We start from the raw sequence: 24,701 nt of genomic DNA on the forward strand, positions 1-24,701 counted from the left end.
GAGTCCCCGCAGGACGACGAACACCGACCCGGGTCCGCTGCGTACCCGCCGAACGTTCGTCGTCCGAGGAGACGCCCCGGAGGGACCCCGGACCCGCACCCACCGGGGTAAGGCGCATCAGCAACGCGGAGCACCCGCACCAACCAGCCCGTCCGGCGCTTGAGGACGGAACCCCGCACCACGGACGACCCGTTTTGACCCGTCCGGGGCCAGGCGGGTAGTGTCGGGACCTGTTATACGTATTGGCTTCGTCGTTCTCACGCGAAGGGCCCTTACGTAGGTTCTCTGGAGCAGTTACCAGTGGCTCGCATACGGGCAGCGTCCCCGGCATTGTGAAGCCCCAGCTGCATATCGCTTCAGAGGTGCCATGTGTCTGGACCCCATCCACTGAAGAAGCGAAGGCGACAAGGTGCGTACGTACAGCCCCAAGCCCGGCGATGTCACTCGCCAGTGGCACATCATCGACGCCGAGGACATCGTCCTGGGCCGTCTGGCCACCACGGCTGCGAACCTCCTCCGAGGCAAGCACAAGGCGATCTACGCCCCCCACATGGACATGGGCGACTTCGTCATCATCATCAACGCCGACAAGGTTCACCTGTCCGGCAACAAGAAGACCCAGAAGATGGCGTACCGCCACTCCGGCTTCCCGGGTGGTCTCCGCTCGGTTCGTTACGACGAGCTGCTCGCGAAGAACCCCGAGAAGGCCGTCGAGAAGGCCATCAAGGGCATGATCCCCAAGAACACCCTGGGCCGTCAGATGATTTCGAAGCTGAAGGTCTACGCGGGTGACCAGCACCCGCACGCTGCGCAGCAGCCGGTCCCGTTCGAGATCACCCAGGTCGCGCAGTAGTTCCGGCCTCCCCCCAAAGACGTAAAGAAAGATCTGAGGAGAATCGTGGCCGAGACCACTGCAGAGACGCCCGTCGAGGGCACCGAGGTCACCGAGGGCGAAGAGACCTTCGCCGAGGTGACCACCTTCGAGTCGGAGGTCCCCGTCGAGGGTGAGTACACCTCCGAGTCGCTCGCGGGCCGCTTCGGCGACCCGCAGCCGGCGGCCGGCCTGGGTCGTCGCAAGAACGCCATCGCCCGCGTCCGGATCGTCCCGGGCACCGGCAAGTGGAAGATCAACGGTCGCACCCTTGAGGACTACTTCCCCAACAAGGTGCACCAGCAGGAAGTCAACGAGCCCTTCAAGATTCTCGAGCTCGACGGTCGCTACGACGTCGTGGCCCGCATCTCGGGTGGCGGTGTCTCCGGTCAGGCCGGTGCCCTGCGCCTCGGTGTGGCCCGCTCGCTGAACGAGGCGGACGTGGACAACAACCGCGCCACGCTGAAGAAGGCCGGCTTCCTCTCCCGCGACGACCGTGCGGTCGAGCGCAAGAAGGCCGGTCTGAAGAAGGCCCGTAAGGCCCCGCAGTACAGCAAGCGCTAAACCGCCTGCTCAACCGCGTTACTCGTTCGCCCCGGCGGCACACCTCGTGCTGCCGGGGCGTTCGTTTATTGACAGCCTCGGGCATATAACGGCATAAGGCGTTCATAGGCTTGATGTGCTTGTTGCTTGCTTAGTCTGATTTTTTTGCGTTTCGGAGCACCTTCGGAGGACACCAGTGGGACGACTCTTCGGCACGGACGGCGTGCGCGGTGTCGCCAATGCGGACCTGACGGCCGAGCTCGCGCTCGGTCTCTCGGTCGCGGCGGCACACGTACTGGCCGAGGCAGGCACCTTCGAGGGCCATCGGCCGACGGCCGTGGTCGGCCGCGACCCCCGCGCCTCCGGAGAGTTCCTGGAGGCGGCCGTGGTGGCCGGCCTGGCCAGCGCGGGCGTCGACGTCCTGCGCGTCGGCGTGCTGCCGACCCCGGCCGTGGCCTACCTCACCGGCTCCCTGGGCGCCGACATCGGTGTGATGCTCTCCGCCAGCCACAACGCCATGCCGGACAACGGTGTCAAGTTCTTCGCCCGCGGCGGCCACAAGCTCGCCGACGAGCTGGAGGACCGCATCGAGACGGTCTACGAGCAGCACCGCACGGGCGAGCCGTGGGCCCGTCCCACCGGTGCCGGAGTGGGCCGGATCAGCGACTACGCCGAGGGCTTCGACCGGTACGTCGCCCACCTCATCGGAGTGCTCCCCAACCGCCTCGACGGCCTGAAGGTCGTCCTGGACGAGGCGCACGGCGCCGCGGCCCACGTCTCGCCCGAGGCGTTCGCCCGGGCAGGGGCCGAGGTCATCACGATCGGTGCCGAGCCGGACGGCCTGAACATCAACGACGGCTGCGGCTCCACGCACCTGTCGCTGCTGCGCGCCGCCGTCGTCGAGCACGGGGCCGACCTCGGCATCGCGCACGACGGCGACGCCGACCGCTGCCTCGCGGTCGACGCCGCGGGCGAGGAGATCGACGGCGACCAGATCCTGGCCGTGCTGGCCCTCGCGATGCGCGAGGCCGGCCAGCTGCGCAAGGACACCGTGGTCGGCACCGTGATGTCGAACCTCGGCTTCAAGATCGCCATGGAGCGCGAGGGCATCCAGCTCGTCCAGACGGCCGTGGGCGACCGCTACGTCCTGGAGTCGATGAAGGCCGAGGGCTACGCGCTCGGCGGCGAGCAGTCCGGACACGTCATCGTCCTGGACCACGCCACGACCGGCGACGGCACGCTGACCGGCCTGATGCTGGCGGCCCGCGTCGCCGCCACGGGCCGCTCGCTCGCCGAGCTGGCCGGTGTGATGGAGCGCCTTCCGCAGGTCCTCGTCAACGTCCCGGACGTCGACAAGTCCCGCGTGAGCACCTCCCCGGAGCTGGCCGCGGCCGTCGCCGAGGCCGAGCGCGAACTGGGTGCCACCGGCCGGGTGCTGCTGCGCCAGTCGGGTACGGAGCCGCTGGTACGGGTCATGGTCGAGGCCGCCGACATCGAGCAGGCCCGCGCGGTGGCCGGACGGCTGGCCGATGTGGTGAAGTCCGCACTGGGCTGACCTGCCCTTGGTTTCCGTACGGGCCCGGCCTCACGGCCGGGCCCGTACGGCGTCCGTCGTCCGGCGGTCGCGCTCCAGCGCGTCGATGGGCACGAACCACGCGGCCAGGCCCGCGCCCGCTAGCAGCAGCACGCACAGGATCCAGGTCACGGCAGGAAAGCGCCCGGCGGAGCCGTACGCGATGACGGGGGTGTGGACCGCACCGCGGTCAGTCCCGCCCCGGCCACGCCGAGCGCGACGAGCCACCACAGGGTGCGCTTCCCCGCGGCGCGGCACGTCACTTCCCGGGCATCGGTCATGCCCGGAACCGTTGCACGGACAGGGCGGTTCCCGCATGTGCACTGTGCGGCAGCCTTCGAGCTCCGGCACTGCCGGACCGTCACCCGTCAGCGGGCCCGGAGCCGGGACCTTCCTACCGGTCGCCCTGCGCGTCCGCCGCCGGCGGCTTCGCACGGGCCCGCTGACGGTGGATGGCCGTCCGCCACAGGGCCTTCTGGCTCAGCAGCGTCAGCGTCCCCGCCAGGACGATCCCGCCGAGGTTCGCCAGCAGCTGCTGGATGGATCCCGTCATCTGGTTGAAGTCGTTGTAGCTGAACGCCACCGCCGCGTTGGCCGCGGCCGGCACCGTCGTCACAGAGATCGCGACACCGATGAGGGCGCCGGACTTCGCCGAGGTGAGCGAGAGCGTCCCGGCGATGCCTGCGAGAAGGGCCACCACGAAGGACATCCAGTCCGGCTGCCAGACGAATGCCGTGTTCGGCCGGGGTGCCTCGATCATCGAGGCGTTGAACAGGCCGAGGGCGTCCATCAGCCAGGCGAAGCCGGCCGTCAGCACCATGGCCACGGCGAAACCGCCGACCAGCGCCCACAGGGACCGCCACACCAGGCGCGGGGCGCGCTGCACCAGGGCCGTGGAGATCCCGGCCAGCGGCCCGAACTCCGGGCCCACCGCCATCGCGCCCACGATCAGGATCGCGTTGTCGAGCATCACACCGCAGGCGGCGAGCATCGTCGCGACCGCGAGGAACGCCACATAGGTGATGCTGAACGTCGACTCCTCGTGGGTGACGTCCGTCAGCTCCTCCCACAGCACCGCGTCCGCGCCCTCGCCCGGCGCCTCCTCCTCGGCCCGGTCGGCCCGGGCGGAGAGCGTCAGGTCCATGTTCTCGACGGTGATCGCCCCGTACTCAGCGACCCCGAGCTGCCGCAGCGCCCCGATCAGCTCGTCGCCCGCCTCGCGCGCCACGTCGCACAGCACCACGTCACCGACCGGGTCGCGCGCGACTCCCGGCAGCACCGCGAGATGGGCGGTGCCGACGGTCCCCTCCAGCAGGTCCGTCACCTCGCCCGTGCGGTCGGCCGGGACGATCAGGCGTAGATGCAGCACGGTGCACCCTTTCCGGAGTCAGAGCTTGCGCAGGGACAGCCGCTGGACCTTGTGGTCGGGGCCCTTGCGCAGCACCAGCGTGGCACGGCCACGGGTCGGCGCCACATTCTCCACCAGGTTGGGCTTGTTGATGGTCCGCCACATCGTGGCGGCGTACTCCATCGCCTCCGCCTCGGAGACCTGCGTGTACTTGCGGAAGTACGAGGACGGGTCCTGGAACGCGGTGGCGCGCAGCTTGCGGAAGCGGTTGAGGTACCAGGTCTCGATGTCCTCGGGCCGCGCGTCCACGTACACGCTGAAGTCGAAGTAGTCCGCGAGCCCGACCCTGGTCCGGCCGTCCTTGCCGGGCAGTGCGGGCTGCAGCACGTTCAGCCCCTCGACGATGAGGATGTCCGGCCGCCGTACGGTGAGCCGCTCGCCCGGCACGATGTCGTAGATCAGGTGCGAGTAGACGGGGGCCGTCACCTCGTCCTTGCCCGCCTTGATGTCGGCGACGAAGCGGGTCAGGGCGCGCCGGTCGTACGACTCCGGGAAGCCCTTGCGCGACATCAGGCCGCGCGCGTGGAGCTCCTTCATCGGCAGCAGGAACCCGTCCGTGGTCACCAGCTCCACCCGCGGGTGCTCCGGCCAGCGGGCAAGCAGCGCCTGGAGGATGCGGGCGCTGGTGGACTTGCCCACCGCGACACTGCCCGCGACCCCTATGACGAACGGCGTCCCGCGCTGTTCGCCGTGCCCGTTGCCCGCGTCGCCGAGGAAGGTGTTCAGTGCGCCGCGGAGGCCGGAGGTGGCCTGGACGTACAGATTCAGGAGGCGTGAGAGCGGCAGGTAGACGTCCCGCACCTCGTCGAGGTCGATGACGTCCCCGAGCCCCCGCAGCCGCTCCACCTCGTCGGCGGTCAGCGGCAGCGGCGTCTTGTCGCGCAGGGCGCTCCACTCCGCGCGGGAGAGGTCGACGTACGGCGTCGCGGCGGGCTCGGCGCGTCGGTTCGTGCTCCGTGTCGGCGAAGTGATCACGGGTTCATTGTTGCGGGAGTTCGACGTGAGTTCGAACGGAGTGGGGGGTGGGCTCGGTCACGTGGGGGACGGAGCCCGGCCCGCCCTTCGACCCTGCTGCGGACGTCCTAGGCGTGTTCTTCGGTGGCGTGGGAGTTGGTGAGGGTGAGTGCACCGCCTGCCGTGACCAGGCCGACGACGACCGCCAGCACGGCGTAGGTGATCCGCTCGCCGTGGAAGAACGACGCCACCAGAGCGTCGCTCCAGGTTCCTGCGGGCAGCTGTGTCGTGACCAGCGCGGCGATCAGGGTGCCGACCACGGCGGTGCCGATGCTGCTTCCGACCTCCTGGGCGGTGTCGTTGAGCGCCGTGCCGATCGAGGTGCGGTTGGCGGGCATCGCCTCGACAAGCGCGATGGCGCAGATCGTCATGACGGTGCGCAGGCCGACGGTCATCAGGACCATGCAGGCCGCGATCACGGCATACCCGTGGTCGACGCCCCAGGACAGACCGGCCAGCGAGCCGGCCATGCAGGCCGCGCCGACCAGGCAGGCGATGCGGTGGCCGAACTTCTTCACGAGCCACTCGGACAGGGGGGTCGCGGCGATCATGGTCAGGATGAGCGGCAGGTTCGCCAGTCCGGCCCGGACGGGGCTCCATCCGTAGGCGTACTGGAAGTGGAGGATCAGCCCGAACATCACGGCGGCCATCGCGATGGCCGTGCCGATCTGCGCGATGGCGGCGCCGCGGACGGTGCCGCTGGAGAAGAGGCGCAGGTCCAGCATGGGCGAGGGGCTGCGGCGCTCGTGCAGCACGAACGCGATGCCCGCGGCGATGGCGCCGAGCAGCGAGGTGAGAGTGATCGCGGAGAGCCAGCCGTGCTCGACGCCGCTCGTCAGCACGTAGCAGGCGAGGCCGATGGTGATGACGCTCAGCGCGGCGCCCGGCAGATCGAGCTTGTCCCGGGTCAGGTCCTGCGGCCGGTCGGCCGGGACACCGAGACGCACGCCGGTGGCGGCGATCAGGGCGATCGGGGCGTTGGCGATCAGGAGCCACTGCCACGACACGTGGGCCAGGGCGGTGCCGCCCAGCAGCGGGCCGAGGATGAAGCCGGACATGCCGACGACGATCATCAGGGTCATCGCGCGCATCCGTAGCGCCTGGTCGTCGAACAGCCGGAAGACCAGTGCGTTGGTGATGGGGGCCATCGCCGCTGCGGCTATGCCGAGGCCGGCCCGCAAGGTGATGAGCTCCCCTGCGGTGCTGACCGCGACGACGCCCAGGCTCAGCAGGCCGAACACCGCCAGGCCGACCAGCAGTACACGTCGGCGCCCGAGCCGGTCGGCCATCGATCCTGCCGTCAGCAGCAGCCCGCCGAACGTCAGTGAGTACGCGCCGGTGACCCACTGCAGCGAGGTCGTGCCGCTGCCGAGGTCCCGGCCGATCGTGGGCAGCGCGATCGAGAGCAGTGTGTTGTCGACCATCTCGACGAAGAAGGCCAGGCAGAGCGCGGCCAGGGGAATCCATGCGGCGCGCAGGGACGGATAGGTACGCGATGCGGCGGGCTCGGTGGAAGACGTGGTCGTGGTCATGGCGGGCCTCCTCTCGGAACGTTGCCGAACATCGAACGACGTTCGACAATGGAACGTGGTTCGACCATAGAACGTGGTTCGATAAATGCGCAAGCTGTGATTGGATGAGTGGCATGACAGGCCCGCGACCACGACCCGCCGATCGTCCTTCCCGGGGGCGTCAACGTGCCTCGCACTCCATCGAGGCCGTTCTCACCGCGGCCGTGGCGTTGCTCGACGAGGCGGGCGAGCAGGCGCTGACCCTCCGCGCCCTCGCGGCCCGGCTCGGTACCGGCGTCGGCAGCATCTACTGGTACGTCTCGGGCAAGGACGAGCTGCTCGAACGCGCCATCGACCATGTGCTCGGCGGGGTGCTGACCGCGGTCGAAGGGCAGGCCAGGAGCGACGACCCGATCGATGACCTGCGCTTGATGGCCGTCGCGCTGTTCGACGCGATCGTGGACCGGCCGTGGCTGGGTGCGCACTTCATGCGCAACATCGCCGAGTGGGGCAACGCGTTGCGGCTCTACGAGCAGCTGGGACAGCAGACGCTTCGGCTCGACCTCACTCCGCGGCAGCGGTTCCATGCCGTGTCGGCGGTCGTCGGTGTGGTGGTCGGGAGCGCCGCCGACCTGGGGCAGGAGCCGCCCGAGGAGGTGCTCGACGGCTCGGTGGGCCGCGAGGAGTTCCTCGGCCGCTACGCCCAGATGTGGCGTGAGCTCGACGCCGAGGAGTTTCCGTTCATGCATGACGTCGTCGACGAGTTCGACGGACACGACGACAAGGAGCAGTTCCTCGCCGCGCTGGAGCTGACTCTGACGGGCCTGCGCCTTCAGGCCGGGGCCTGAGGCCCGCGACCACCCGTGCCGGCCGGGTTCGTACGGTGCGCGCGGTGCCACACGCGATGAGGAGACCGCGGAGGGCCGAGGTCGTCGCCCTTCGCTCGAAGTCCCCGGTGGGACACCACGGGAAGCGCCGCGTCCGGCGACTACGTCGACGTGCGCTGGCCGGACAGCCGGTAGCGCGCAACGAAAAGGCCGGCCCGGCGCACAGGGCGCCGGGCCGGCCTTCCGCTCGCTGTACCTAGTCCGTGCCGGACTCCATCGCGGCGCGGTCCAGCATCTCGTCGGCCTCGGAGACCTCGCCGCGGGAGGCGATGGCCTGGGCGCCGCCCTCGGGCAGGGAGCCGATCAGGCCGGTCGCGGCGGCCTGGGCCGCGCCGATGGCCGGGTTGGCGGTGCCGATCAGGCCGAGGCCCGCGTACTGCTCCAGCTTGGCGCGGGAGTCGGCGATGTCGAGGTTGCGCATCGTGAGCTGGCCGATCCGGTCGACCGGGCCGAACGCGGAGTCCTCGGTGCGCTCCATGGACAGCTTGTCCGGGTGGTAGCTGAACGCCGGGCCCGTGGTGTCGAGGATCGAGTAGTCCTCGCCGCGCCGCAGCCGCAGCGTCACCTCGCCGGTGACGGCGGTGCCGACCCAGCGCTGGATCGACTCACGCACCATGAGCGCCTGCGGGTCCAGCCAGCGGCCCTCGTACATCAGACGGCCCAGGCGCCGGCCCTCGTTGTGGTACTGGGCGAGGGTGTCCTCGTTGTGGATCGCGTTGACCAGGCGCTCGTACGCGGCGTGCAGCAGGGCCATGCCGGGGGCCTCGTAGATGCCGCGGCTCTTGGCCTCGATGATCCGGTTCTCGATCTGGTCCGACATGCCCATGCCGTGACGGCCACCGATGGTGTTCGCCTTCATCACCAGGTCGACGGCGGAGTCGAACTTCTCGCCGTTGATCGTCACCGGGCGGCCCTGGTCGAAGCCGATCGTGACGTCCTCGGTCTCGATCTCGACCGACGGGTCCCAGAACTTCACGCCCATGATCGGGTCGACGGTCTCCACACCGGTGTTCAGGTGCTCCAGGGTCTTCGCCTCGTGGGTGGCGCCCCAGATGTTGGCGTCGGTGGAGTACGCCTTCTCCGTGCTGTCGCGGTACGGCAGGTCATGGGCGACCAGCCACTCCGACATCTCCTTGCGGCCGCCGAGCTCGGTCACGAAGTCCGCGTCGAGCCAGGGCTTGTAGATCCGCAGGTGCGGGTTGGCGAGCAGGCCGTAGCGGTAGAACCGCTCGATGTCGTTGCCCTTGTACGTGGAGCCGTCGCCCCAGATCTGTACGTCGTCCTCGAGCATCGCCCGCACCAGGAGCGTGCCGGTGACGGCGCGGCCGAGCGGCGTGGTGTTGAAGTACGCCCGCCCGCCCGAGCGGATGTGGAACGCCCCGCAGGTGAGCGCGGCCAGCCCCTCCTCGACGAGCGCCGCACGGCAGTCGACCAGACGCGCGAGCTCGGCGCCGTAGGCCTTGGCGCGGCCGGGCACGGAGGCGATGTCGGGCTCGTCGTACTGGCCGATGTCGGCGGTGTAGGTGCACGGGACAGCGCCCTTGTCGCGCATCCACGCGACCGCGACCGAGGTGTCGAGGCCGCCCGAGAAGGCGATGCCGACGCGCTCGCCGGTGGGCAGGGAGGTGAGGACCTTAGACATAGGAAGATTATGCATCACCTCGCATGATCATGCAACATGGGACGGATTCTGCGCTTCCGGCCCCGGGAGACCGTCATGCCCGGACCGCCCCGGAGTGGCCCGGGAGACCGTCATGCCCGGACCGCCCCGGAGTGGCAGGTCGGACCGGCCCGGCGGTCACTTCATCTGCCGGCGGGCCTCTTTCACCTCGGCATTGATGCTCCAGGCGTCGGCAACCTGGCCGAGATGGCCGAGCTTGTCGGGGTTGGACACCGAGCGGATGGCCTGGATCTGCCCGTCGAGCACGTCGAGGGCCAGGGTGTGGAGGATCCTGCCGTCCCTGTCCCGGAACACGGCACCGGGCTGCGCGTTGACCTGGTGCGGCTCGAACGTCACGGAGATCCGGGTCAGCAGCGGGTAGACGGACGCCAGCAGCCGGGCCACGTTCTCGGCGCCTACGACGGCCCTGGCCAGCTGCGGAGCCTTGCCGCCGCTGTCCCCGACCATCTGTACATCGGCGGCCAGCAGATCCCGCAGGCCGACGACGTCGCCCTCGCGGAGGGCGTCGAAGAACCGACTCGCCAGCTCCTCACGCTCCCGACGGTCCGCTTCGAACCGTGGCCGCCCGGCCTCCATGTGCCGCCGCGCCCGTACGAGCAGCTGCCGGCACGCCGCCTCCGAACGCCCCACCGTCGAGGCGATGTCGTCGAACCCGAAGCCGAACACCTCCCGCAGCACGAACACCGACCGTTCCAGCGGGCTGAGGCGCTCCAGCAGCAGCAACGCGGCCATCGAGACCGAGTCGGCCAGCTCCGCCGAGCGCGCCGGATCCTGATACGGGTCGCTCAGCAGCGGCTCGGGAAACCACGGGCCCACGTACTCCTCCCGCCGCACCCGGGCGGAGCGCAGCACATCGATCGAGATCCGCGTCACCGTGGTGGACAGAAACGCCTTGACCGACGTGGGAGAGGTCGCCGAGCCGTCGAAGCGCAGCCATGTCTCCTGCACCGCGTCCTCGGCCTCGCTCACGCTGCCCAGGATCCGGTAGGCGATCGAGAACAGCAGGGGGCGCAGCTCCTCGAACTCTCCGACCTTGTTCACGCCGTATCTCCCTCGATGTCTTCCGCCGCACCGGCCGTTGCCGGTGCGGGGTCATCTGCGTCCACTCAGTGGAACTGTCCTGCCTTGTAGTCGCCGGCCGGCTGCTGGGCGATGATGTTCAGCCGGTTCGCCGCGTTCATGAAGGAGATCATCAACGCCAGGGCGGTGAGCTGCTCCTCGTCGTAGTGCTTCGCGGCCCGCGCCCACACCTCGTCGCTGACCCCGTCGGCCGCGTCCGCGACCCTGGTCCCCTGCTCCGCCAGCTCCAGCGCGGCACGCTCGGCCTCGGTGAAGACGGTGGCCTCGCGCCACGCCGCCACCAGGTGCAGCCGCACCGGGGTCTCACCGGCGGCGGTGGCCTCCTTGGTGTGCATGTCGATGCACATGGCGCAGCCATTGATCTGACTCACCCGCAGCGCCACCAGCTCCTGCGTCGCGGCCGCCACCGGCGACTCCTTGAGCGCCTGGCCCGCGGCCATGAGGTGCTTGAGGGCCTTGGCGGCGGTGGGGTCGGCGAAGTAGTTCAGTCGCGCGTTCATGGTGTGCTCCTCCGTGCTCGTCGGTGGGTACATCCCTTAGGACGAGACAGCCCGACGCCCTGTGACACGGACAGGGGTGTTCCATGTCCTCCGGTCCCGGCATCCGGAGCGTTCCTGGCCGCTCCGGTCCCGGCATCCGGAGCGTTCCTGGCCGCTCCGGTCCCGGCATCCGGAGCGTTCCTGGCCGCGCCCGGCCCGGTCCTGCTGCTCGAAGGCGCGCACCCTCACCCCACCGTCAGTACCGCGTTGCCCCGCACCCGCCGCCCCCGGATGTCCGCGATGACCTCGGCCGTCCGGGACCAGTCCCGCACCGAGCCGATCTCCGGGTGCAGCCGCCCGCCCGCCACCAGCCGGACCAGCGTGGCGAGGTCGTCGGCGTACGTGGTGTCCGCGCGGGTGTAGTCGAAGTGGGCGATACGGGCCTGGGCCGGGCCCTTGAAGAAGTCGAAGAAGTCGAGCGTCACCGGGGTGCGGCTCGCCTGTCCGAACCAGACCAGCAGCCCGCCCGGGGCGAGCCGGGACAGGGCGGCGGGCAGGGAGTCTCCGCCCACCGACTCCAGGACGATGTCGTACGGGCCCCGCGCCTCCTCCGGTGACGTCACGACGGCGAAAGCGCCGAGGTCCAGCAGCCGGGCGCCCCGTTCCGGCGTCGCGCTGACCGCCGTCACGGCCGCGCCCGACGACGCCGCCAGTTCCGTGACGTAGTGGCCGACGCCCCCGCTCGCCCCGGTGATCAGCAGCCGCTTCCCCGCCACCGGGCCCGCCGCCCGGAGCAGGCGCAGCGCGGTGATGCCCGCCAGGGGGAGCGCGGCCGCCGTCACCGTGTCGACGCTGTCCGGGAGTTCGGCCACGCTGTGGACGGGGACCGCGACGCGCTCGGCCCAGCCGTACGCGGGCGGGTGCGCCACCACCCGGGTGCCCGCCGCCGGGCCCGTACCGTCGGCCGCTGCCCGTACGACCGTGCCCGCGACGTCCTTGCCCGGCCGCCAGCCCGCCCACCGCCGGTCCAGCTGCCCGTCGAGCTGGAACGTCTCGCCCCGGTTGACGGAGTACGCCTCCACCGCGATCAGCGTTTCGTCGGCAGCGGGGTCGGGCTCCGGTGCCTCGCCCAGGAGGACCAGGCCATCGGTCGTGGGGGTCACTGCTCTCATCGGATTCCCCTTCCTCACGCGAAGAAGACGGTCTGCGCGTGCAGCGTGTCGAAGTGCTCGCGGACGGAGGCGATGCGGCCGCCCCGAACCGTGAACACGGCCAGGCAGTGCTGGTCGTACCTGGCCCCCTTCCGGGTCAGCCCCCGCGTGTTCCACTCCGCCAGGACCCGCTCGCCCTCCGCGATCACACCCTCGAACTCGATCTCCACCGACTCCGGCACCAGCCGGGCGGTCATCTGCGCCACGAACTCGTCGAAGATCTCGTCCGGCCCGGTCCACGTGCCCAACGCCGGCAGGTCCCCGGCGAGCGTCCAGGTGACGTCGGCGTCGAAGAACGTGCGCAGCCGGTCCATGTCACCCGCGACGAGCGTGCGCATGTAGTCGAGGACGACGTCCTTGGGGGTGGGGGTGGGGGTGGTTTCCATGATCACGGGGGCCCTTCCTGAGGCTTCTGTGCTCTGACTCCTGAAGGTTAGGAAGAGGAGGCCCGGGGAGGGAAAGACCTGTTCTCGATCGGTCCAGAACCGACCGGCATCACCGCTGGTCGGCGCGGATCGCCCACCTCGTATGCTGCTGCGCATGTCAGAACTGCGGCGCCTGCGCTACTTCCTGGCCGTGGCCGGGGAACGCAACTTCACCCGCGCCGCCGAGCGCCTCCACATCGCCCAGCCCGCCCTCAGCCGGCAGATACGCGAACTGGAGAAGGAGTTGGGCGTCCAGCTCCTCGACCGCACCACCCACTCCGTCGAACCGACCGAAGCCGGACGGGTGTTGATGGAGCGGGGCGCCGCCCTGTGCGAGGACGCTGACCGGCTCTGGCGCGACGTACGGGGCTTCGCCGGGGGCGAGCACGGCACGCTGACCTTCGGGTACAGCACGAGTACGAGTTACGAGACGGCCCCCGCCCTCCTCGCCGCCCTGGCCGAACGGCTGCCGGGCCTCACCGCCACCACCCGGCTCCTCCCCACCGCCGAGATCCTCACCGGTGTCGCCGACGGCACCCTCGACGCGGGCCTCGTCCGCTGCCCGCCGCCCACGCCCGAGCTCGTGCGGACGCTCGTACGGCTGGAGCCGCAGGGAGTCCTCATGGCCGCCGGGCACCGCCTCGCCGCCCTCTCCGTCGTCGACCCCACCGCCCTCGCCGCCGAAACCCTCCTCGTTCACCCGCGCGAGGCCAACCCCGGCCACTACGACGCGATCATCGGCATCCTGGAGCGGGTGGGCGTCAGCCCGGCACTGATGCTGCGCCCGCTGTCGTTCGACGCCGGACACACCCCCGTGGCGCGCGGTGACGCCGTCTCCGTCGTCGGCCGGTCGGCCGCGTCGAGCCTGCCCGCAGGGCTGGTGTGGAGGCCGCTGGCCGGGGGAGCCGCCATCGAGCTGCACCTGCTGACGCGGGGGCGGGGCGCGCGGCCCGTCGTGGCCCAACTCCTGCGTACGGCAGGTGAGACCGCCCGGGCCGGTGGGTGGCTGCGAGCGCCGGACGCGGCGGTCACGCCGTAGCGGCGAGCTCCCGGCAGCACTCGGCGCAGTTGCCGGGTTCGGGTGCCCTGAACGCGCGGTCGCAGCCGTCACAGTTCTGCAGCGGGTCGTAGAGCGGGGGCCGGTCGGTGGGCGGGAGGGGCGGCGGGAGCCGTTTGGTCAGCCGACTCTCCAGGAACTTCACCGGGTACTTCAGGGGGACGGGCAGGTCCGTCGTGAGCGCGCGCCTGATGGCGGCGGGGGTGGCCTTGCGTTCGAGCCAGGCGGCGACGGCGGGGGTGAGGGCTTGGATGTCGTCCTCGGAGAGGTCGAACTCGGGAGCCCGTTCCGCGAGGTCGAGCAGAAGGACGGAAGCCGTACGGTCGAGTTCGGGGCGCGGCGTCTTTGGCCGGGGCGGCGTCGCCTTCGGTACGGGCGTCGTGTGCGGCCCTGCCGTCGGAGCAGGCTCGGCCTTCGCTGTCGCTGTCGCCGTCGCCACGGGCGTCGGAGCCGCCACGGGCGTCGCCTTCGGCCCGGTCGACGGCGGGTTGCGAGTGATGTGGGCGGTTTTCGGGGCGTGTTCCGGTGCCGAGGGTGCCCGATTCGCTCTCAACTCCCGGGCCGGAGCCTCCCGGTCCACGGTGCAGGGCTGGTTGTACGAGGTCGTGCGGGTGACGACGCGGCCGGACGGGAGGCGTTCGCGGGTGCGGTGGAGGTAGCCGTGCTTCTCCAGTTCCCGCAGGGCCCCTGCGATGCGGGCCTCGCTCTCCGGGAAGCGCTCGACCAGGCACTTGATGCCGACCTTCGCCCCGGTGGGCAGCGACTGGATGTGCGTGGCGAGGCCGATCGCGATGAGCGAGAGCTCGTGGTGCTGGGCGAGGTGGTTGCCGATGACCGTGAAGTGGCTGCTGTGGCGCACCTTCACGTGGACGACGCCGCCGGACGGGGCCCGGGAGGGCGCGCGGGAGGGGGAGATAACCTGCTGGGTATCCATCGGGAAGGGCTTCTTCTTCCTCGGCGGTCAGGCCCTCGCTCGGGATTGCCATCCCGGCGGGGGCCGTCACAGTTCTGAAGTTTGGTTTCGTGAGCATATGCCAGGCAACCAGGGCGAAACCTAGCCCACTTGGCGAACCTCACCCGTGCGAGTGACGGGCACTCGCGACGCGCTCGCGGGCGCGCGGCGGGCCTGCTGAGGTCCACCCGGGTGGGTCGGGTTTGGTTAATTTCTTCTTCCCAAAGGACTTAAAAGCCTTTTACGTCGTGGACTGCCGCGTCGTGGCCCACCGCGTCGTACTCCATCGCGTCGCGGCCCACCGGGTCGTGGTTTCAGGAACCGGTCAGCGCGAGCTCCGCCCAGACGGTCTTGCGCGGGAACGGTCCGTGCTCGACACCCCAGCGGGTGGCGAGCGCCTCGACGAGCAGCAGCCCGCGACCGGACTCGGACGGGGCGGTCCGGAGGTCCTGTACGCGGGGCAGCCGATCGCCGCGTGCGTCCGCGACCTCGATACGCAGCGTGTCCCCGTCAACCGTCAGCAGGACGCGGAAGTCCCGCCCGGATACGTATCCGTGGAGCGCCGCGTTGGCCGCCAGTTCGGCGACGACGTGGCTCGCGTCTTCCAGCGGAAGTCCCCAGGAACGGAGCTGCTCGGTGGCCAGCAGCCGGGCGAGCCGGGCGCCCCGGCGGGTGGCGGAGAGCTGTACGGCGAACTGGCCGGTCCGGGCACGCGGTTGGGTGATTTCTCGGTTCACGTCACTCAGCGTGGCCGCCCGTGGCTACGCTGAACAGCATCGACGCGTGTACGGACGGTGACTGTCCAGCGGTTGTCCGGACCTGTCCCACGCGTACACGGTCAGGGGCCGTTCACGGGTGGAGGCGGGTGGCGTATGGGAGTCAACGACGGTACGGACGGGCCCGAATGGGACGTCGAACCCGAGGACGATTCGGGTGCGGTGATCGCGGCGGTCGGCCGGCAGATCCGGCTCTGGCGCGAGGCGGCGGGGTTACGTGCGGCGGAGTTGGGTGAGGTGATCGGGTACGGGGAGAACCTCGTCTACAAGGTGGAGGCCGGGACACGGATCCCGAAGCCGGAGTTCCTGGACCGTACGGACGAGGCGGTCGGCGCGGGCGGCAAGATCGCCGCGATGAAACAGGATGTGGCGGAGGCGCGGTACCCGCGCAAAGTCCGCGACCTGGCCAAGTTGGAAGCCGATGCGGTGGAGCTCGGTTCGTATGCCGGTGTCGTCATTGACGGATTGCTTCAGACGGAGGCGTATGCGCGGGCGCTGTACGGGGAACGTCGCCCGGCGTACACGGAAGAGCAGGTCGACCGGCTCGTCGCCGCCCGCATGGCCCGCCAGTCCATCTTCGAGCGGCGGCCTGCGCCCCTGCTGACGTTCGTCCAGGAGGAGGCGACGCTCCGGAGGCCTACGGGCGGGAAAAACGTGTTGCGGGGGCAGCTCGAACACCTGCTAGAACTGAGCTCGTTGAGGCACGTCGAAATCCAGGTGATGCCGACGGAGACAGAGGAGCACGCAGGCTTGGGCGGCTCGCACGAGGTGCTCAAGTTGAGTGACGGCTCGGCTGTGGGACATAACGAGGTCCAGCTCATCAGCCGACTGATCAGTGATCCCAAGGAAGTCCAGATCCTTGAGATGCGGTACGGCATGATCAGGGCACAAGCGCTCACGCCTCGGCTGTCGCGGACCTTCATCGAAAAACTGCTGGGAGAGACATGAGTGCCAAGCCCTCGGCCGGAAACCCTTCAGACCTGAGCTGGTTCAAGAGCAGCTACAGCACCAATGACGGCCCACAGTGCGTCGAGGTAGCCACCGCCCCCACCACCATCCACGTCCGCGACTCGAAGAACATCCCCGGCCCCGAACTCGGCTTCACCCCGGCCGCCTGGGCAGACTTCGTCTCGTACGCATCGGCCAACTGACCGCTCGATACGTAGCCTCCGCACGCCCCCGAGGACCTGCCGCGCCCGCCCGCGCCGCAGGTCCTCGTCGCGTGACGGGTCCTGCCGGTCCGCGCCGGGAAACCCACCCGTCACAGCCGTTTCAAGCGTCGGCGATTCGGCCATGATCCGTCGCTTCACGACTTGCCCCAGCACACGGAACGAGCCCGCGACCCCTTGCCGTTGCTGAGGTCGCACACGTCCGGAATCGAGCGCGTTCGATTCTCCATGGGCGTCGTTATGCCGTGCACCGCCGAGCCATCCAGGTGCGGCACCGAGTCCCAGGAGGGACGCAGGTGACTGTGACTGACGCCTTGACCGCGCACTCGGATACACCGCCACCCCCACCCCCGGCCGTCCTCGACTTCCAGGGCAAGCATGGCAAGAACCCGCTGGCAGAGGCCGGTTTCCGCACCATGTGCGGGCGCCTTCCCGCCGTCCTGAAGCACACGGTCCGACTTGCCTGGGCGGTGGACCGGACCGCCGTCCTGGTTCTTCTGCTCTGCCAGCTCCTCACCGGCACCGCAGCTGCCCTCACGCTCGCCTTCACCGCCAGGGCGATGACGTACCTGTTTGCTGCAGGTCCCGTCTCCGAACGCCTGCACGGCGCCCTGCCCGCCCTCGTCGTGGTGACCGTGGCCGCCGGTGCGGGCCGCCTCGGCATGGCGCTCGCCTCGTACGCCGAACGCCGCGTCACGCCGCTGCTGATGACCGAGGCGGACGTGGCGCTGGTCGCCGCCGTGTGCCGGGTCGAGGTGGCCGCGTACGGCGAGGACGGTTTCGCGGACCGGCAGGAAGCCGCCGAAGTGGGGGTCACCCGCACCACGACCCTGGTCAACGACGCACAGCGGTTCATGGCCGCCGGTGTCCGGATGGTTGCCGCGGGCGGCGTCATCACCGTCCTGCACTGGGCCATGCTCCCCGCCCTGCTGCTCGCCGTCCTCCCGGCCGGGCTCGGGGCGATCCTCCGGGCCCGCGTGGACTACGAGACCCACTACCTCAACGTCGGCGACCGCAACGTGCGCGGCATGACGCGCTGGTGGGCCACCTCCGCCCGGTACGGCGACGAGGTCCGCGCCAACGGCATGACCGGCTACCTCCTGTACTGGTACCGGGCGCTGTCCGAGCGCATCGACCGGCGCACCCTGACGGCCGCGCCCCGGCAACTGCGCATCGACGTGTCCACCAGCGCGGTGAGCGGTGTCTTCCTGACGGGCACCTGGGCCCTCCTCGCCTGGCTCGCCACCACGGGCGCCGTCCCGCTGCCGGTCGCGGCGACCGCCGTCCTCGCCGTGCAGACCACCCTTGCCGCGCTCTCCCAACTCGTGATCCAGGGCGCCGCGCTGTTTCACACCTCGCTCTATCTCGTCGACATGCGCGCGTTCCTCTACATGGCCGACGCGCGCGCCCCGAAGCGCGGCGAGCTGACGATTCCGGAGCAGGTGGACGAGATCCGGCTCGACGAGGTGGTCTACCGGTACCCGGGGAAGGAACAGCCGGCCGTGAACGGCGTCTCCCTGAGCCTGCGGCGGGGCGAGATCCTGGCCGTGGTCGGTGAGAACGGCTCCGGCAAGTCCACGCTCACCAAGCTCATCACCGGCCTCCTCCTCGCCGACAAGGGCCGCGTGCTGTGGGACGGCACCGACCTGGCGCAGGCCGACGCCGAGGCCGTGTGGAAGCGGACCGCGCTCGTACCGCAGAACTTCGCCACCTGGCCGCTGCGGGCCCGGGAGAACATCACCCTCGGCCAGCCCAAGTCGTGGGACGACGAGCTGGTGTGGAAGGCCGTCGACGCCGTGGGCATGCGCGAGGCCGTCGAGGAACTGCCGAACCGGCTCGACACCCTGCTGGCGCGTGAACTGTTCGGCGGAGCGGAGCTTTCCGGCGGGCAGTGGCAGCGGCTCGCGTGCGGCCGTGCGCTGTACCGGCGGACCCCGCTGCTGATCCTGGACGAGCCGACCTCACAGATGGACGCCCGCGGCGAGCACCAGATCTTCCTGGAGATCAAGCGGCTGGCCGCCGACTGCATGACGATCGTCGTGACGCATCAGCTGGAGAACACGCGTCTGGCCGACCGGATCATCGTCATGGAACACGGCCGGGTGACCGAGCACGGTACGTACGACGACCTGATCCACGCCGGGGGTCTGTTCGCCGAACTCGTCGCCCTGGCCCAGGACCGGTGACGGCCGGCCCGGTCCGCTGACGGAGCCGGAGCGAGCCCCGAGGGCCTGCCGGGTGCACCGCCCGCAGGACCTCGACGGGATGGTGGGCCGGAGGGCGTCAGCGCCACGCGGCGATGACGTCCTCCGGCCCCCAGTGCGCCGCCAGCCCCTCAGCAGCCGCACCCGTCGGGGGGCGGCGGCTGACCGCGACCAGAGCCGCGCCCTCCGCTCCCGGCACGTGCTGTGCGGAGGTGACGAGTTCGGCGAGGTCACGTGCCCCGAACGGGGTCTCGTCGCGCCACTTCACCGATCCCACGAAGGTGACGTGACGTGCCACGGGATGGGTGTCCGCGCCGATGAGGTCGACCTCGGGGTTGTTCTGCCGGTTCCACCAGCCGCCGACCTCGACGGCCTCGGGGAAGAGGCCGTCGGGGATCCGGCGGGCGAGTGACTCCCTGATCACCGGCTCCACCGCGCGTCCCCGCCACGACGGCCAGGAACGCTGAATGCGGGCGGCCGAGATCTCGCCCCTGCCCCTCTCCGCCTGCGCGACCGCGTCCTCCAGATGTGCGAGCCAGAAGCGCAGATAGGTGTCCGCGATGCGGTAGCGCTTGAGCTTGGGGGCCGCCTGTGTGGACAGGGGGAGATCGGCGGCCACGATCCGTTTCGCCTCGGTGAGTTCGGTCAGTATCGGGGCGAGCGTGCCGTGTGCCAGGGCGCGCCCGTCGGCGCCCCCCGTGCTTGCCGCGATGCCGGAGAACGTCCGCTCGCCGGAGCCGATCGCCCGGAGCACCCGGCCTGCCTGGAGGCGAGCGGGAAACTCCGCCGCGAGGGATCGCTCACCCGTCGTGAGCAGGACCGATGAGGGGTCCTCCACCTGGCGGTCCAGATATCCGGCGACTGATTCCCCGGTCCGCCAGCCGGTCACGACTTCGGGGAAGCCCCCGGTGACGAGATAGGCGTCGAGTGCTGCCGCGGCATCCAGCCCCGTGGAGTCCTGTACGTCGGCAGGACTGAGCGGCCCCACCGTGTACTGGCCGGCCCGACCGTAGAACGGATGGTCGTACGACGTCAGCCGGTCCATCATCGCCATATCGGATCCGAGCAGCAGCAGGAGCACCGGTTTCGTGGACAGGTGCATGTCCCACGCCGTCTTGAGTGCCGCGTCGAACCCCGGGTCCGACTCCGACAGCCAGGGGACTTCGTCCAGTACGAGAATCACCGGCTCGTCCGCGGGCAGGGCGGCTGCGACGGCAGCCAGCGTCCGGACCCAGTCCTCGGGGGCGGCGGCGTGTTCCAGCGCCGACCCGTGGTCCCGCATCCCCTGGCCACCGGCGACGGCGTCGAACAGTGCACGCCGTGCGAGGGGAGCAGGCTGACTTCGGGTCGCCTGGAAGAAGACGTACGGCTGCCCGGACCGTGCGCAGAACTCCTGTACGAGCCGTGTCTTGCCGATCCGCCGTCGGCCCTTGATCACCAGCGCCTGCCCGGCGCTGCCGCCGGTCGCCGAGACGACGCGCTCCAGCCATGCTCCGAGGATGCGCAGCTCACGGGTGCGTCCGGTGAAGGCCACGGGCTCTCCTGAAGTAGGAATGGCTCAAAGTATGAGCCATTCCTACTTTACTGCTCGACGCGTCGGACTACCCCCGGAACGGCTGGTACGTCAGCTGTTTCACGCGTCGCAGGAACGGCATCGATTCCACGTGCTCCACGCCCTCCAGCTGCCCCAGGTGCTCGCTCGGGTAGCGGTACAGGTGGCCCGGGTCGCGGGTGATCACCACCGCCACGAGGGGTGGCCAGGAAGCGTCGGACAGAGGGGGCCCGCGTCCAGGACCGTGATCCAGGACGCGGCCCAAGCCGGGTTCGGAATCAAGCGGCGGGTGAGGCGGCGATCCTCATCCGCCGTTGCCGCGGACCAGGCCGTAGATCGTGCTGCCGAGCATCACGATCGCCAGGGTCGTTTCGGCTCCCAGCTTGATCCACGTCAGCCACGATGTGGCACCGCGATCGGGCTCCTCCGGCCTGTCCGGACCCGAATCGATATGGTCCTGGACCGCGCCGCCCGTGGTACCGACCGGGTTGTGCGGATCCGGAACCTCCTCGTTCCGTCCCTTCGGCCATGCGGAGTCGGCCATCCGAATCGTGCTCCCTTCCGTGAAGAGTCCGGCGTACTTGAAAGGCAACTGCTCACAACCCCTGCCGATATGGCCGCACTTGGGCCATTGGCCTGCGATCCTCCGTGCCGCGATCGTCACGAGCGTTCCGTGAACTCATGCAGCTGCTTCACCAGCTGCCGGTCGGGCCGACGCACTATTCCGCCGCTACAGGTGTGACTGGACGCGAGGCGGTCGACCTCGCTCTCCAATCGGCCGGTTGGAGCGCTGGCTCCGGACCCCGTGGTACGGACGTAGCGGGCGAAGATCTCCAGCCCCTCGATGAACGTGGCGTCAGGAGGAGCTGTCTCGGAGGTGGACTCCATCAACTGGTGGTACCAGTGCCGTGCTTCGCGGGCTTCCCCGAGACGGAGGTGATGGAGGTGCAGGCAGTACATCGAGGCGCGGCTGCCCGCACCGGCGGCAAGCTGCCACCAGAACTGGGCCGACTCGGGATGCCCGGTCAGATGGAGCAGGCAGGCGAATACGAGTGCCCCGTCGACGTCGAGGTGCGCGGCGGTCTCGAAGGCGCCGTGGTCGGAATCCTCCGCGATCCGCCCCATCCGCTCGGGGGCGTCCGGTTCGTTGAGTACCCATTGCGAGATCACGCTCAGCCGCTGGCCGGCCTGTGCACTGCGGGTGATCTCGGGAGTCGGGGCCGTCTGTGCGGCGTCCGCGGCCAGGCGGCACAGCGCGGCTGCGACGTCGAAGTCGCGCGAGCCGGAGAGGGGCATGGCCGCGTTGGCCAGCATGGTGTCGATGGCGGAGGTCACGTGCCTGTTCCCTTTCTGCGGGGTTCGGCGGGAAGTCCGAGCTTGACCCTGAGCCGCTCCCGTCCCCGTCTGATGTGATGGTCGACGGTGCGTTCGTCGAGCCCGACGAACCAGGCGACCTTCGTCGTGGGATATCCGAGTATGTAGCGGAGCACGATCACCTCGAACTGGCGGCCGGGCAGCTCCGCGATCTCCGCGTACAGACCGGAGGCGCTCTCCATGATCTGCAGCTTGTCCCGGGCCGAACGCAGTGTCTGGGCGATCGGCCCGTTGATGACGAACGCGGGCGCCCGGTCGTCCTTGTCCAGCTGCGCGCTCACCGCCCGGCGCACGATGGCCCAGGCGCCCTGGTCCACGTTCCCGGTCCGCAACAGCTGGTCCCAGCCGCCCAGGATCTCCAGGAACACGTTGTGTACGACATCCTCGGCGGCCTTGCGGCTGCCGAAGTGGACCTCGGCGTAGGCGTGGAAGGACTCCTGGTGTCCCAGATAGAACGCTTCGAAGTCGAGCGGGAGATCAAGCGGCACATGGGTCATCGCCCCAGCTCGTTCATGACCCCTCTCGGGGGACGCGCCCTCGCGGACGTCCTTGTCGCTCACACGGGTCTCCCGGTCTCGCGGGCCATCGCAGTTCCTCGTCATTGAGGGAGGCTCAACTTTCCTACGGGGAGGGCCGGTTGCCCTCAAGAGCCACCTAAGCGATCTGACGCGCGAATCACTCACGCATTTTCGAAGAAAATCACGCTGTGCATATATCCAGCCACGAACGGCAAGATCGTCGGGTTGTGGACGCATCTGTTCCGCCGCTGTGAACTGCATTGATCCGGTGCGGTCGGCGCATCGCGCCGACCTCGACGGGCAAGGGGGGTGCCGCAGGTCACATGCGCCCCGCACGGCGGGGTTGCCGCCTGCCTGCCGGTGGGCCGCCCCCCTGTGGTCCTCGCCCCGGCCCGTATCCGCCGGACAGCGACCGGCACGTCTGGGCACCCGCGCTTTTGCCCGCACGGGCGGGCCTGCCCGGCGCCGTCCTTCCTGACACCTCCCGCACCTTCTGCGACTATGCGAAGAACAGGGGCTGGTGACCAGGAAAGGACCACTATGTGCGGAATCGTGGGTTACGTCGGTGGGCAGTCGGCGCAGGACGTCGTCGTCGCCGGTCTCAAGCGGCTGGAGTACCGGGGGTACGACTCCGCCGGCATCGCGGTCCTCGCCGACGGGGGACTGGCCGCCGCCAAGAAGGCCGGGAAGCTCGTCAACCTGGAGAAGGTGCTGGTCGAGAAGCCGCTGCCGGCCGGCAGCGCCGGGATCGGGCACACCCGGTGGGCCACCCACGGAGGCCCCACCGACGTCAACGCCCACCCGCACCTCGACAACGCCGGACGCGTCGCCGTCGTCCACAACGGGATCATCGAGAACTTCGCCGCCCTGCGCGCCGAGCTCGGCAAGCGCGGCCACGACCTGGTCTCGGAGACCGACACCGAGGTCGTCGCCCACCTCCTCGCCGAGGCGTTCTCGCAGAGCGCGGACCCGGCGGAGGCGATGCGGCAGGTGTGCCGGCGCCTCGAAGGGGCGTTCACGCTCGTCGCCGTGTTCGCGGACGCGCCCGACGTGGTGGTCGGGGCCCGGCGGAACTCGCCGCTCGTCGTCGGGGTGGGGGACGGGGAGGCCTTCCTCGCCTCCGACGTCGCCGCGTTCATCGCCCACACCCGCTCCGCGATCGAGCTCGGCCAGGACCAGGTGGTCGAGCTGCGGCGGGAGGGGGTCGTCGTCACCGGGTTCGACGGGGAGCCCGCCGAGGTGCGCTCGTACCACGTGGACTGGGACGCCTCCGCCGCCGAGAAGGGCGGCTACGCCTCCTTCATGCTCAAGGAGATCGCCGAGCAGCCCAAGGCCGTCACCGACACCCTGCTCGGCCGGATCGACCGGGAGGGCACGCTCCACCTCGACGAGGTGCGGATCACCCGGGGTGAGCTGCGCGAGGTCGACAAGGTGGTGATCGTCGCCTGCGGGACCGCGTTCCACGCCGGGATGATCGCCAAGTACGCCATCGAGCACTGGACCCGGATCCCGTGCGAGACCGAGCTCGCCAGCGAGTTCCGCTACCGTGACCCGATCCTTGACCCGCACACCCTCGTCATCGCCATCTCGCAGTCCGGCGAGACGATGGACACCCTGATGGCGGTGCGGCACGCCCGCGAGCAGGGCGCGAAGGTCCTCGCCATCTGCAACACGAACGGGTCGACCATCCCCCGCGAGTCCGACGCCGTGCTCTACACGCACGCCGGTCCCGAGGTCGCCGTCGCCTCCACCAAGGCGTTCCTGACCCAGCTCGTCGCCTGCTATCTCGTCGCCCTCTACCTCGGCCAGGTGCGCGGGACCAAGTGGGGCGACGAGATCCGTACCGTCATCCGACAGCTCTCCGAGATCTCCGGCTCCGTCGACCGGGTCCTGTCGACCATGGAGCCGGTCCGGGAGCTGGCCCGGTCGCTCGCCTCGCACGACACCGTGCTCTTCCTCGGCCGGCACGTCGGTTATCCGGTCGCCCTGGAAGGCGCGTTGAAGCTCAAGGAGCTCGCGTACATGCACGCCGAGGGGTTCGCCGCCGGTGAGCTCAAGCACGGGCCGATCGCGCTGATCGAGGAGGGCCTGCCGGTGGTCGTCGTGGTGCCGTCACCCGCCGGCCGCTCGGTCCTGCACGGCAAGGTCGTGTCGAACATCCAGGAGATCCGGGCCCGCGGCGCGCTCACCGTCGTCATCGCGGAGGAAGGCGACGAGGAGGTCGTCCCGTACGCCGACCACCTCATCCGGATTCCCGCAACGCCTACGCTGCTTCAGCCGCTGGTCGCGACGGTGCCGTTGCAGGTCTTCGCCTGCGAGCTGGCGACGGCCCGCGGCAACGAGGTGGACCAGCCGCGCAACCTGGCGAAGTCCGTCACGGTGGAGTGAGCCATCAGCCAACAGTGAGGGTGCGTAC

The 24,701-nt window shown here is 70.0% G+C and carries 24 protein-coding genes and 1 pseudogene; 9 read left to right on the forward strand and 16 right to left on the reverse strand.

Going from position 1 to position 24,701, the window contains the following annotated elements:
- Positions 1-409: 409 nt before the first annotated feature.
- The 3 genes from rplM to glmM all read left to right on the forward strand — a co-directional run bounded on the left by rplM (position 410) and on the right by glmM (position 2,969).
- Positions 410-853, forward strand: coding sequence for a 50S ribosomal protein L13 (gene rplM, locus ACIBJG_RS13560; RefSeq protein ID WP_136328420.1), 444 nt, complete (start codon positions 410-412; stop codon positions 851-853).
- A 45-nt stretch (positions 854-898) separates the two neighbouring features.
- On the forward strand, positions 899-1,435 hold the full coding sequence (gene rpsI, locus ACIBJG_RS13565) for a 30S ribosomal protein S9 (protein WP_359078373.1): 537 nt from the start codon (positions 899-901) through the stop codon (positions 1,433-1,435).
- A 175-nt stretch (positions 1,436-1,610) separates the two neighbouring features.
- Positions 1,611-2,969 carry a phosphoglucosamine mutase gene (gene glmM / locus ACIBJG_RS13570; RefSeq protein WP_399307656.1) on the forward strand — a complete coding sequence of 453 codons (1,359 nt, stop codon included), beginning with the start codon at positions 1,611-1,613 and terminating at the stop codon, positions 2,967-2,969.
- 146 nt (positions 2,970-3,115) lie between these two features.
- On the opposite strand, the gene ACIBJG_RS13575 is transcribed toward glmM, so the two are convergent.
- The 4 genes from ACIBJG_RS13575 to ACIBJG_RS13590 form a co-directional block, all read right to left on the reverse strand.
- Complete coding sequence (locus ACIBJG_RS13575; protein WP_399307657.1) at positions 3,116-3,268, reverse strand: hypothetical protein; 153 nt, start codon at positions 3,266-3,268, stop codon at positions 3,116-3,118.
- Positions 3,269-3,381: 113 nt separating this feature from the next.
- Positions 3,382-4,356 carry a DUF389 domain-containing protein gene (locus tag ACIBJG_RS13580; RefSeq protein ID WP_399307658.1) on the reverse strand — a complete coding sequence of 325 codons (975 nt, stop codon included), beginning with the start codon at positions 4,354-4,356 and terminating at the stop codon, positions 3,382-3,384.
- Positions 4,357-4,374: 18 nt separating this feature from the next.
- Positions 4,375-5,370 carry a type I pantothenate kinase gene (gene coaA, locus ACIBJG_RS13585; RefSeq protein WP_219573703.1) on the reverse strand — a complete coding sequence of 332 codons (996 nt, stop codon included), beginning with the start codon at positions 5,368-5,370 and terminating at the stop codon, positions 4,375-4,377.
- Positions 5,371-5,477: 107 nt separating this feature from the next.
- Complete coding sequence (locus tag ACIBJG_RS13590; protein WP_399307659.1) at positions 5,478-6,941, reverse strand: MFS transporter; 1,464 nt, start codon at positions 6,939-6,941, stop codon at positions 5,478-5,480.
- Between the two features lie 179 nt (positions 6,942-7,120).
- On the opposite strand from ACIBJG_RS13590, the gene ACIBJG_RS13595 reads away from it, so the two are divergent.
- A complete protein-coding gene (locus ACIBJG_RS13595) occupies positions 7,121-7,768 on the forward strand; it encodes a TetR/AcrR family transcriptional regulator (protein WP_399307952.1) in 648 nt (215 codons plus the stop codon).
- A 235-nt stretch (positions 7,769-8,003) separates the two neighbouring features.
- Here the strand turns inward: ACIBJG_RS13595 and argG are convergent, their stop codons facing one another.
- The 5 genes from argG to ACIBJG_RS13620 form a co-directional block, all read right to left on the reverse strand.
- Positions 8,004-9,449 (reverse strand): argininosuccinate synthase, encoded by a 1,446-nt coding sequence (gene argG / locus ACIBJG_RS13600; protein ID WP_327709375.1) that lies wholly within the window; start codon positions 9,447-9,449, stop codon positions 8,004-8,006.
- 156 nt (positions 9,450-9,605) lie between these two features.
- A complete protein-coding gene (locus tag ACIBJG_RS13605; protein WP_399307660.1) occupies positions 9,606-10,529 on the reverse strand; it encodes an RNA polymerase sigma-70 factor in 924 nt (307 codons plus the stop codon).
- A gap of 65 nt (positions 10,530-10,594) precedes the next feature.
- Positions 10,595-11,068 (reverse strand): carboxymuconolactone decarboxylase family protein, encoded by a 474-nt coding sequence (locus ACIBJG_RS13610; protein WP_399307661.1) that lies wholly within the window; start codon positions 11,066-11,068, stop codon positions 10,595-10,597.
- Between the two features lie 224 nt (positions 11,069-11,292).
- The gene (locus tag ACIBJG_RS13615; RefSeq protein ID WP_399307662.1) at positions 11,293-12,219 is read right to left on the reverse strand and encodes a zinc-binding dehydrogenase; all 927 of its coding nucleotides are present in this window, start codon (positions 12,217-12,219) and stop codon (positions 11,293-11,295) included.
- A 14-nt stretch (positions 12,220-12,233) separates the two neighbouring features.
- Positions 12,234-12,644 carry a nuclear transport factor 2 family protein gene (locus ACIBJG_RS13620; RefSeq protein WP_399307663.1) on the reverse strand — a complete coding sequence of 137 codons (411 nt, stop codon included), beginning with the start codon at positions 12,642-12,644 and terminating at the stop codon, positions 12,234-12,236.
- Positions 12,645-12,798: 154 nt separating this feature from the next.
- Between ACIBJG_RS13620 and ACIBJG_RS13625 the strand changes: the two genes are divergently transcribed.
- Complete coding sequence (locus ACIBJG_RS13625; RefSeq protein ID WP_399307664.1) at positions 12,799-13,722, forward strand: LysR family transcriptional regulator; 924 nt, start codon at positions 12,799-12,801, stop codon at positions 13,720-13,722.
- On the opposite strand, the gene ACIBJG_RS13630 is transcribed toward ACIBJG_RS13625, so the two are convergent.
- On the reverse strand, positions 13,712-14,674 hold the full coding sequence (locus ACIBJG_RS13630) for a helix-turn-helix domain-containing protein (RefSeq protein ID WP_399307665.1): 963 nt from the start codon (positions 14,672-14,674) through the stop codon (positions 13,712-13,714). The genes ACIBJG_RS13625 and ACIBJG_RS13630 overlap by 11 nt on opposite strands.
- A gap of 332 nt (positions 14,675-15,006) precedes the next feature.
- Entirely contained in the window at positions 15,007-15,429 is a 423-nt protein-coding gene (locus tag ACIBJG_RS13635; protein WP_399307666.1) for an ATP-binding protein, read from the reverse strand.
- Between the two features lie 135 nt (positions 15,430-15,564).
- Between ACIBJG_RS13635 and ACIBJG_RS13640 the strand changes: the two genes are divergently transcribed.
- The 3 genes from ACIBJG_RS13640 to ACIBJG_RS13650 all read left to right on the forward strand — a co-directional run bounded on the left by ACIBJG_RS13640 (position 15,565) and on the right by ACIBJG_RS13650 (position 18,823).
- Positions 15,565-16,416: a helix-turn-helix domain-containing protein gene (locus ACIBJG_RS13640; protein WP_399307667.1), complete on the forward strand. Its 852-nt coding sequence runs from the start codon at positions 15,565-15,567 to the stop codon at positions 16,414-16,416.
- The gene (locus tag ACIBJG_RS13645; RefSeq protein ID WP_399307668.1) at positions 16,413-16,619 is read left to right on the forward strand and encodes a DUF397 domain-containing protein; all 207 of its coding nucleotides are present in this window, start codon (positions 16,413-16,415) and stop codon (positions 16,617-16,619) included. Before ACIBJG_RS13640 ends, ACIBJG_RS13645 begins: the two co-directional genes overlap by 4 nt.
- A gap of 320 nt (positions 16,620-16,939) precedes the next feature.
- Positions 16,940-18,823 (forward strand): ATP-binding cassette domain-containing protein, encoded by a 1,884-nt coding sequence (locus tag ACIBJG_RS13650; RefSeq protein WP_399307953.1) that lies wholly within the window; start codon positions 16,940-16,942, stop codon positions 18,821-18,823.
- A 97-nt stretch (positions 18,824-18,920) separates the two neighbouring features.
- Here ACIBJG_RS13650 and ACIBJG_RS13655 read toward each other — a convergent pair whose 3' ends face one another.
- From ACIBJG_RS13655 to ACIBJG_RS13675, 5 genes and pseudogenes are all read right to left on the reverse strand, one after another.
- Positions 18,921-20,375: an ATP-binding protein gene (locus tag ACIBJG_RS13655; protein WP_399307669.1), complete on the reverse strand. Its 1,455-nt coding sequence runs from the start codon at positions 20,373-20,375 to the stop codon at positions 18,921-18,923.
- Between the two features lie 67 nt (positions 20,376-20,442).
- Positions 20,443-20,592 (reverse strand): annotated as a pseudogene (locus tag ACIBJG_RS13660) (AsnC family protein); the annotation flags it as partial.
- Between the two features lie 105 nt (positions 20,593-20,697).
- Complete coding sequence (locus ACIBJG_RS13665) at positions 20,698-21,057, reverse strand: hypothetical protein (RefSeq protein WP_399307670.1); 360 nt, start codon at positions 21,055-21,057, stop codon at positions 20,698-20,700.
- The gene (locus tag ACIBJG_RS13670) at positions 21,054-21,728 is read right to left on the reverse strand and encodes a hypothetical protein (RefSeq protein WP_399307671.1); all 675 of its coding nucleotides are present in this window, start codon (positions 21,726-21,728) and stop codon (positions 21,054-21,056) included. Before ACIBJG_RS13670 ends, ACIBJG_RS13665 begins: the two co-directional genes overlap by 4 nt.
- Positions 21,725-22,327 (reverse strand): RNA polymerase sigma factor, encoded by a 603-nt coding sequence (locus ACIBJG_RS13675; protein ID WP_399307672.1) that lies wholly within the window; start codon positions 22,325-22,327, stop codon positions 21,725-21,727. Before ACIBJG_RS13675 ends, ACIBJG_RS13670 begins: the two co-directional genes overlap by 4 nt.
- 498 nt (positions 22,328-22,825) lie before the next feature.
- On the opposite strand from ACIBJG_RS13675, the gene glmS reads away from it, so the two are divergent.
- Positions 22,826-24,673: a glutamine--fructose-6-phosphate transaminase (isomerizing) gene (gene glmS / locus ACIBJG_RS13680; protein WP_399307673.1), complete on the forward strand. Its 1,848-nt coding sequence runs from the start codon at positions 22,826-22,828 to the stop codon at positions 24,671-24,673.
- Positions 24,674-24,701: the final 28 nt, after the last annotated feature.

The sequence above is a fragment of the Streptomyces sp. NPDC050422 genome, assembly GCF_044458665.1.
Lineage (GTDB): Bacteria > Actinomycetota > Actinomycetes > Streptomycetales > Streptomycetaceae > Streptomyces.

Excerpts from the sequence above, each read along its gene's own strand:
- ACIBJG_RS13610 (WP_399307661.1), bottom strand. The coding sequence starts at position 11,068 with ATGAACGCGCGACTGAACTACTTCGCCGACCCCACCGCCGCCAAGGCC.
- ACIBJG_RS13620 (WP_399307663.1), bottom strand. The coding sequence starts at position 12,644 with ATGGAAACCACCCCCACCCCCACCCCCAAGGACGTCGTCCTCGACTAC.
- ACIBJG_RS13630 (WP_399307665.1), bottom strand. The coding sequence starts at position 14,674 with ATGGATACCCAGCAGGTTATCTCCCCCTCCCGCGCGCCCTCCCGGGCC.
- ACIBJG_RS13615 (WP_399307662.1), bottom strand. The coding sequence starts at position 12,219 with ATGAGAGCAGTGACCCCCACGACCGATGGCCTGGTCCTCCTGGGCGAG.
- argG (WP_327709375.1), bottom strand. The coding sequence starts at position 9,449 with ATGTCTAAGGTCCTCACCTCCCTGCCCACCGGCGAGCGCGTCGGCATC.
- ACIBJG_RS13640 (WP_399307667.1), top strand. The coding sequence starts at position 15,565 with ATGGGAGTCAACGACGGTACGGACGGGCCCGAATGGGACGTCGAACCC.
- ACIBJG_RS13590 (WP_399307659.1), bottom strand. The coding sequence starts at position 6,941 with ATGACCACGACCACGTCTTCCACCGAGCCCGCCGCATCGCGTACCTAT.
- ACIBJG_RS13575 (WP_399307657.1), bottom strand. The coding sequence starts at position 3,268 with ATGACCGATGCCCGGGAAGTGACGTGCCGCGCCGCGGGGAAGCGCACC.
- glmS (WP_399307673.1), top strand. The coding sequence starts at position 22,826 with ATGTGCGGAATCGTGGGTTACGTCGGTGGGCAGTCGGCGCAGGACGTC.
- ACIBJG_RS13645 (WP_399307668.1), top strand. The coding sequence starts at position 16,413 with ATGAGTGCCAAGCCCTCGGCCGGAAACCCTTCAGACCTGAGCTGGTTC.
- ACIBJG_RS13625 (WP_399307664.1), top strand. The coding sequence starts at position 12,799 with ATGTCAGAACTGCGGCGCCTGCGCTACTTCCTGGCCGTGGCCGGGGAA.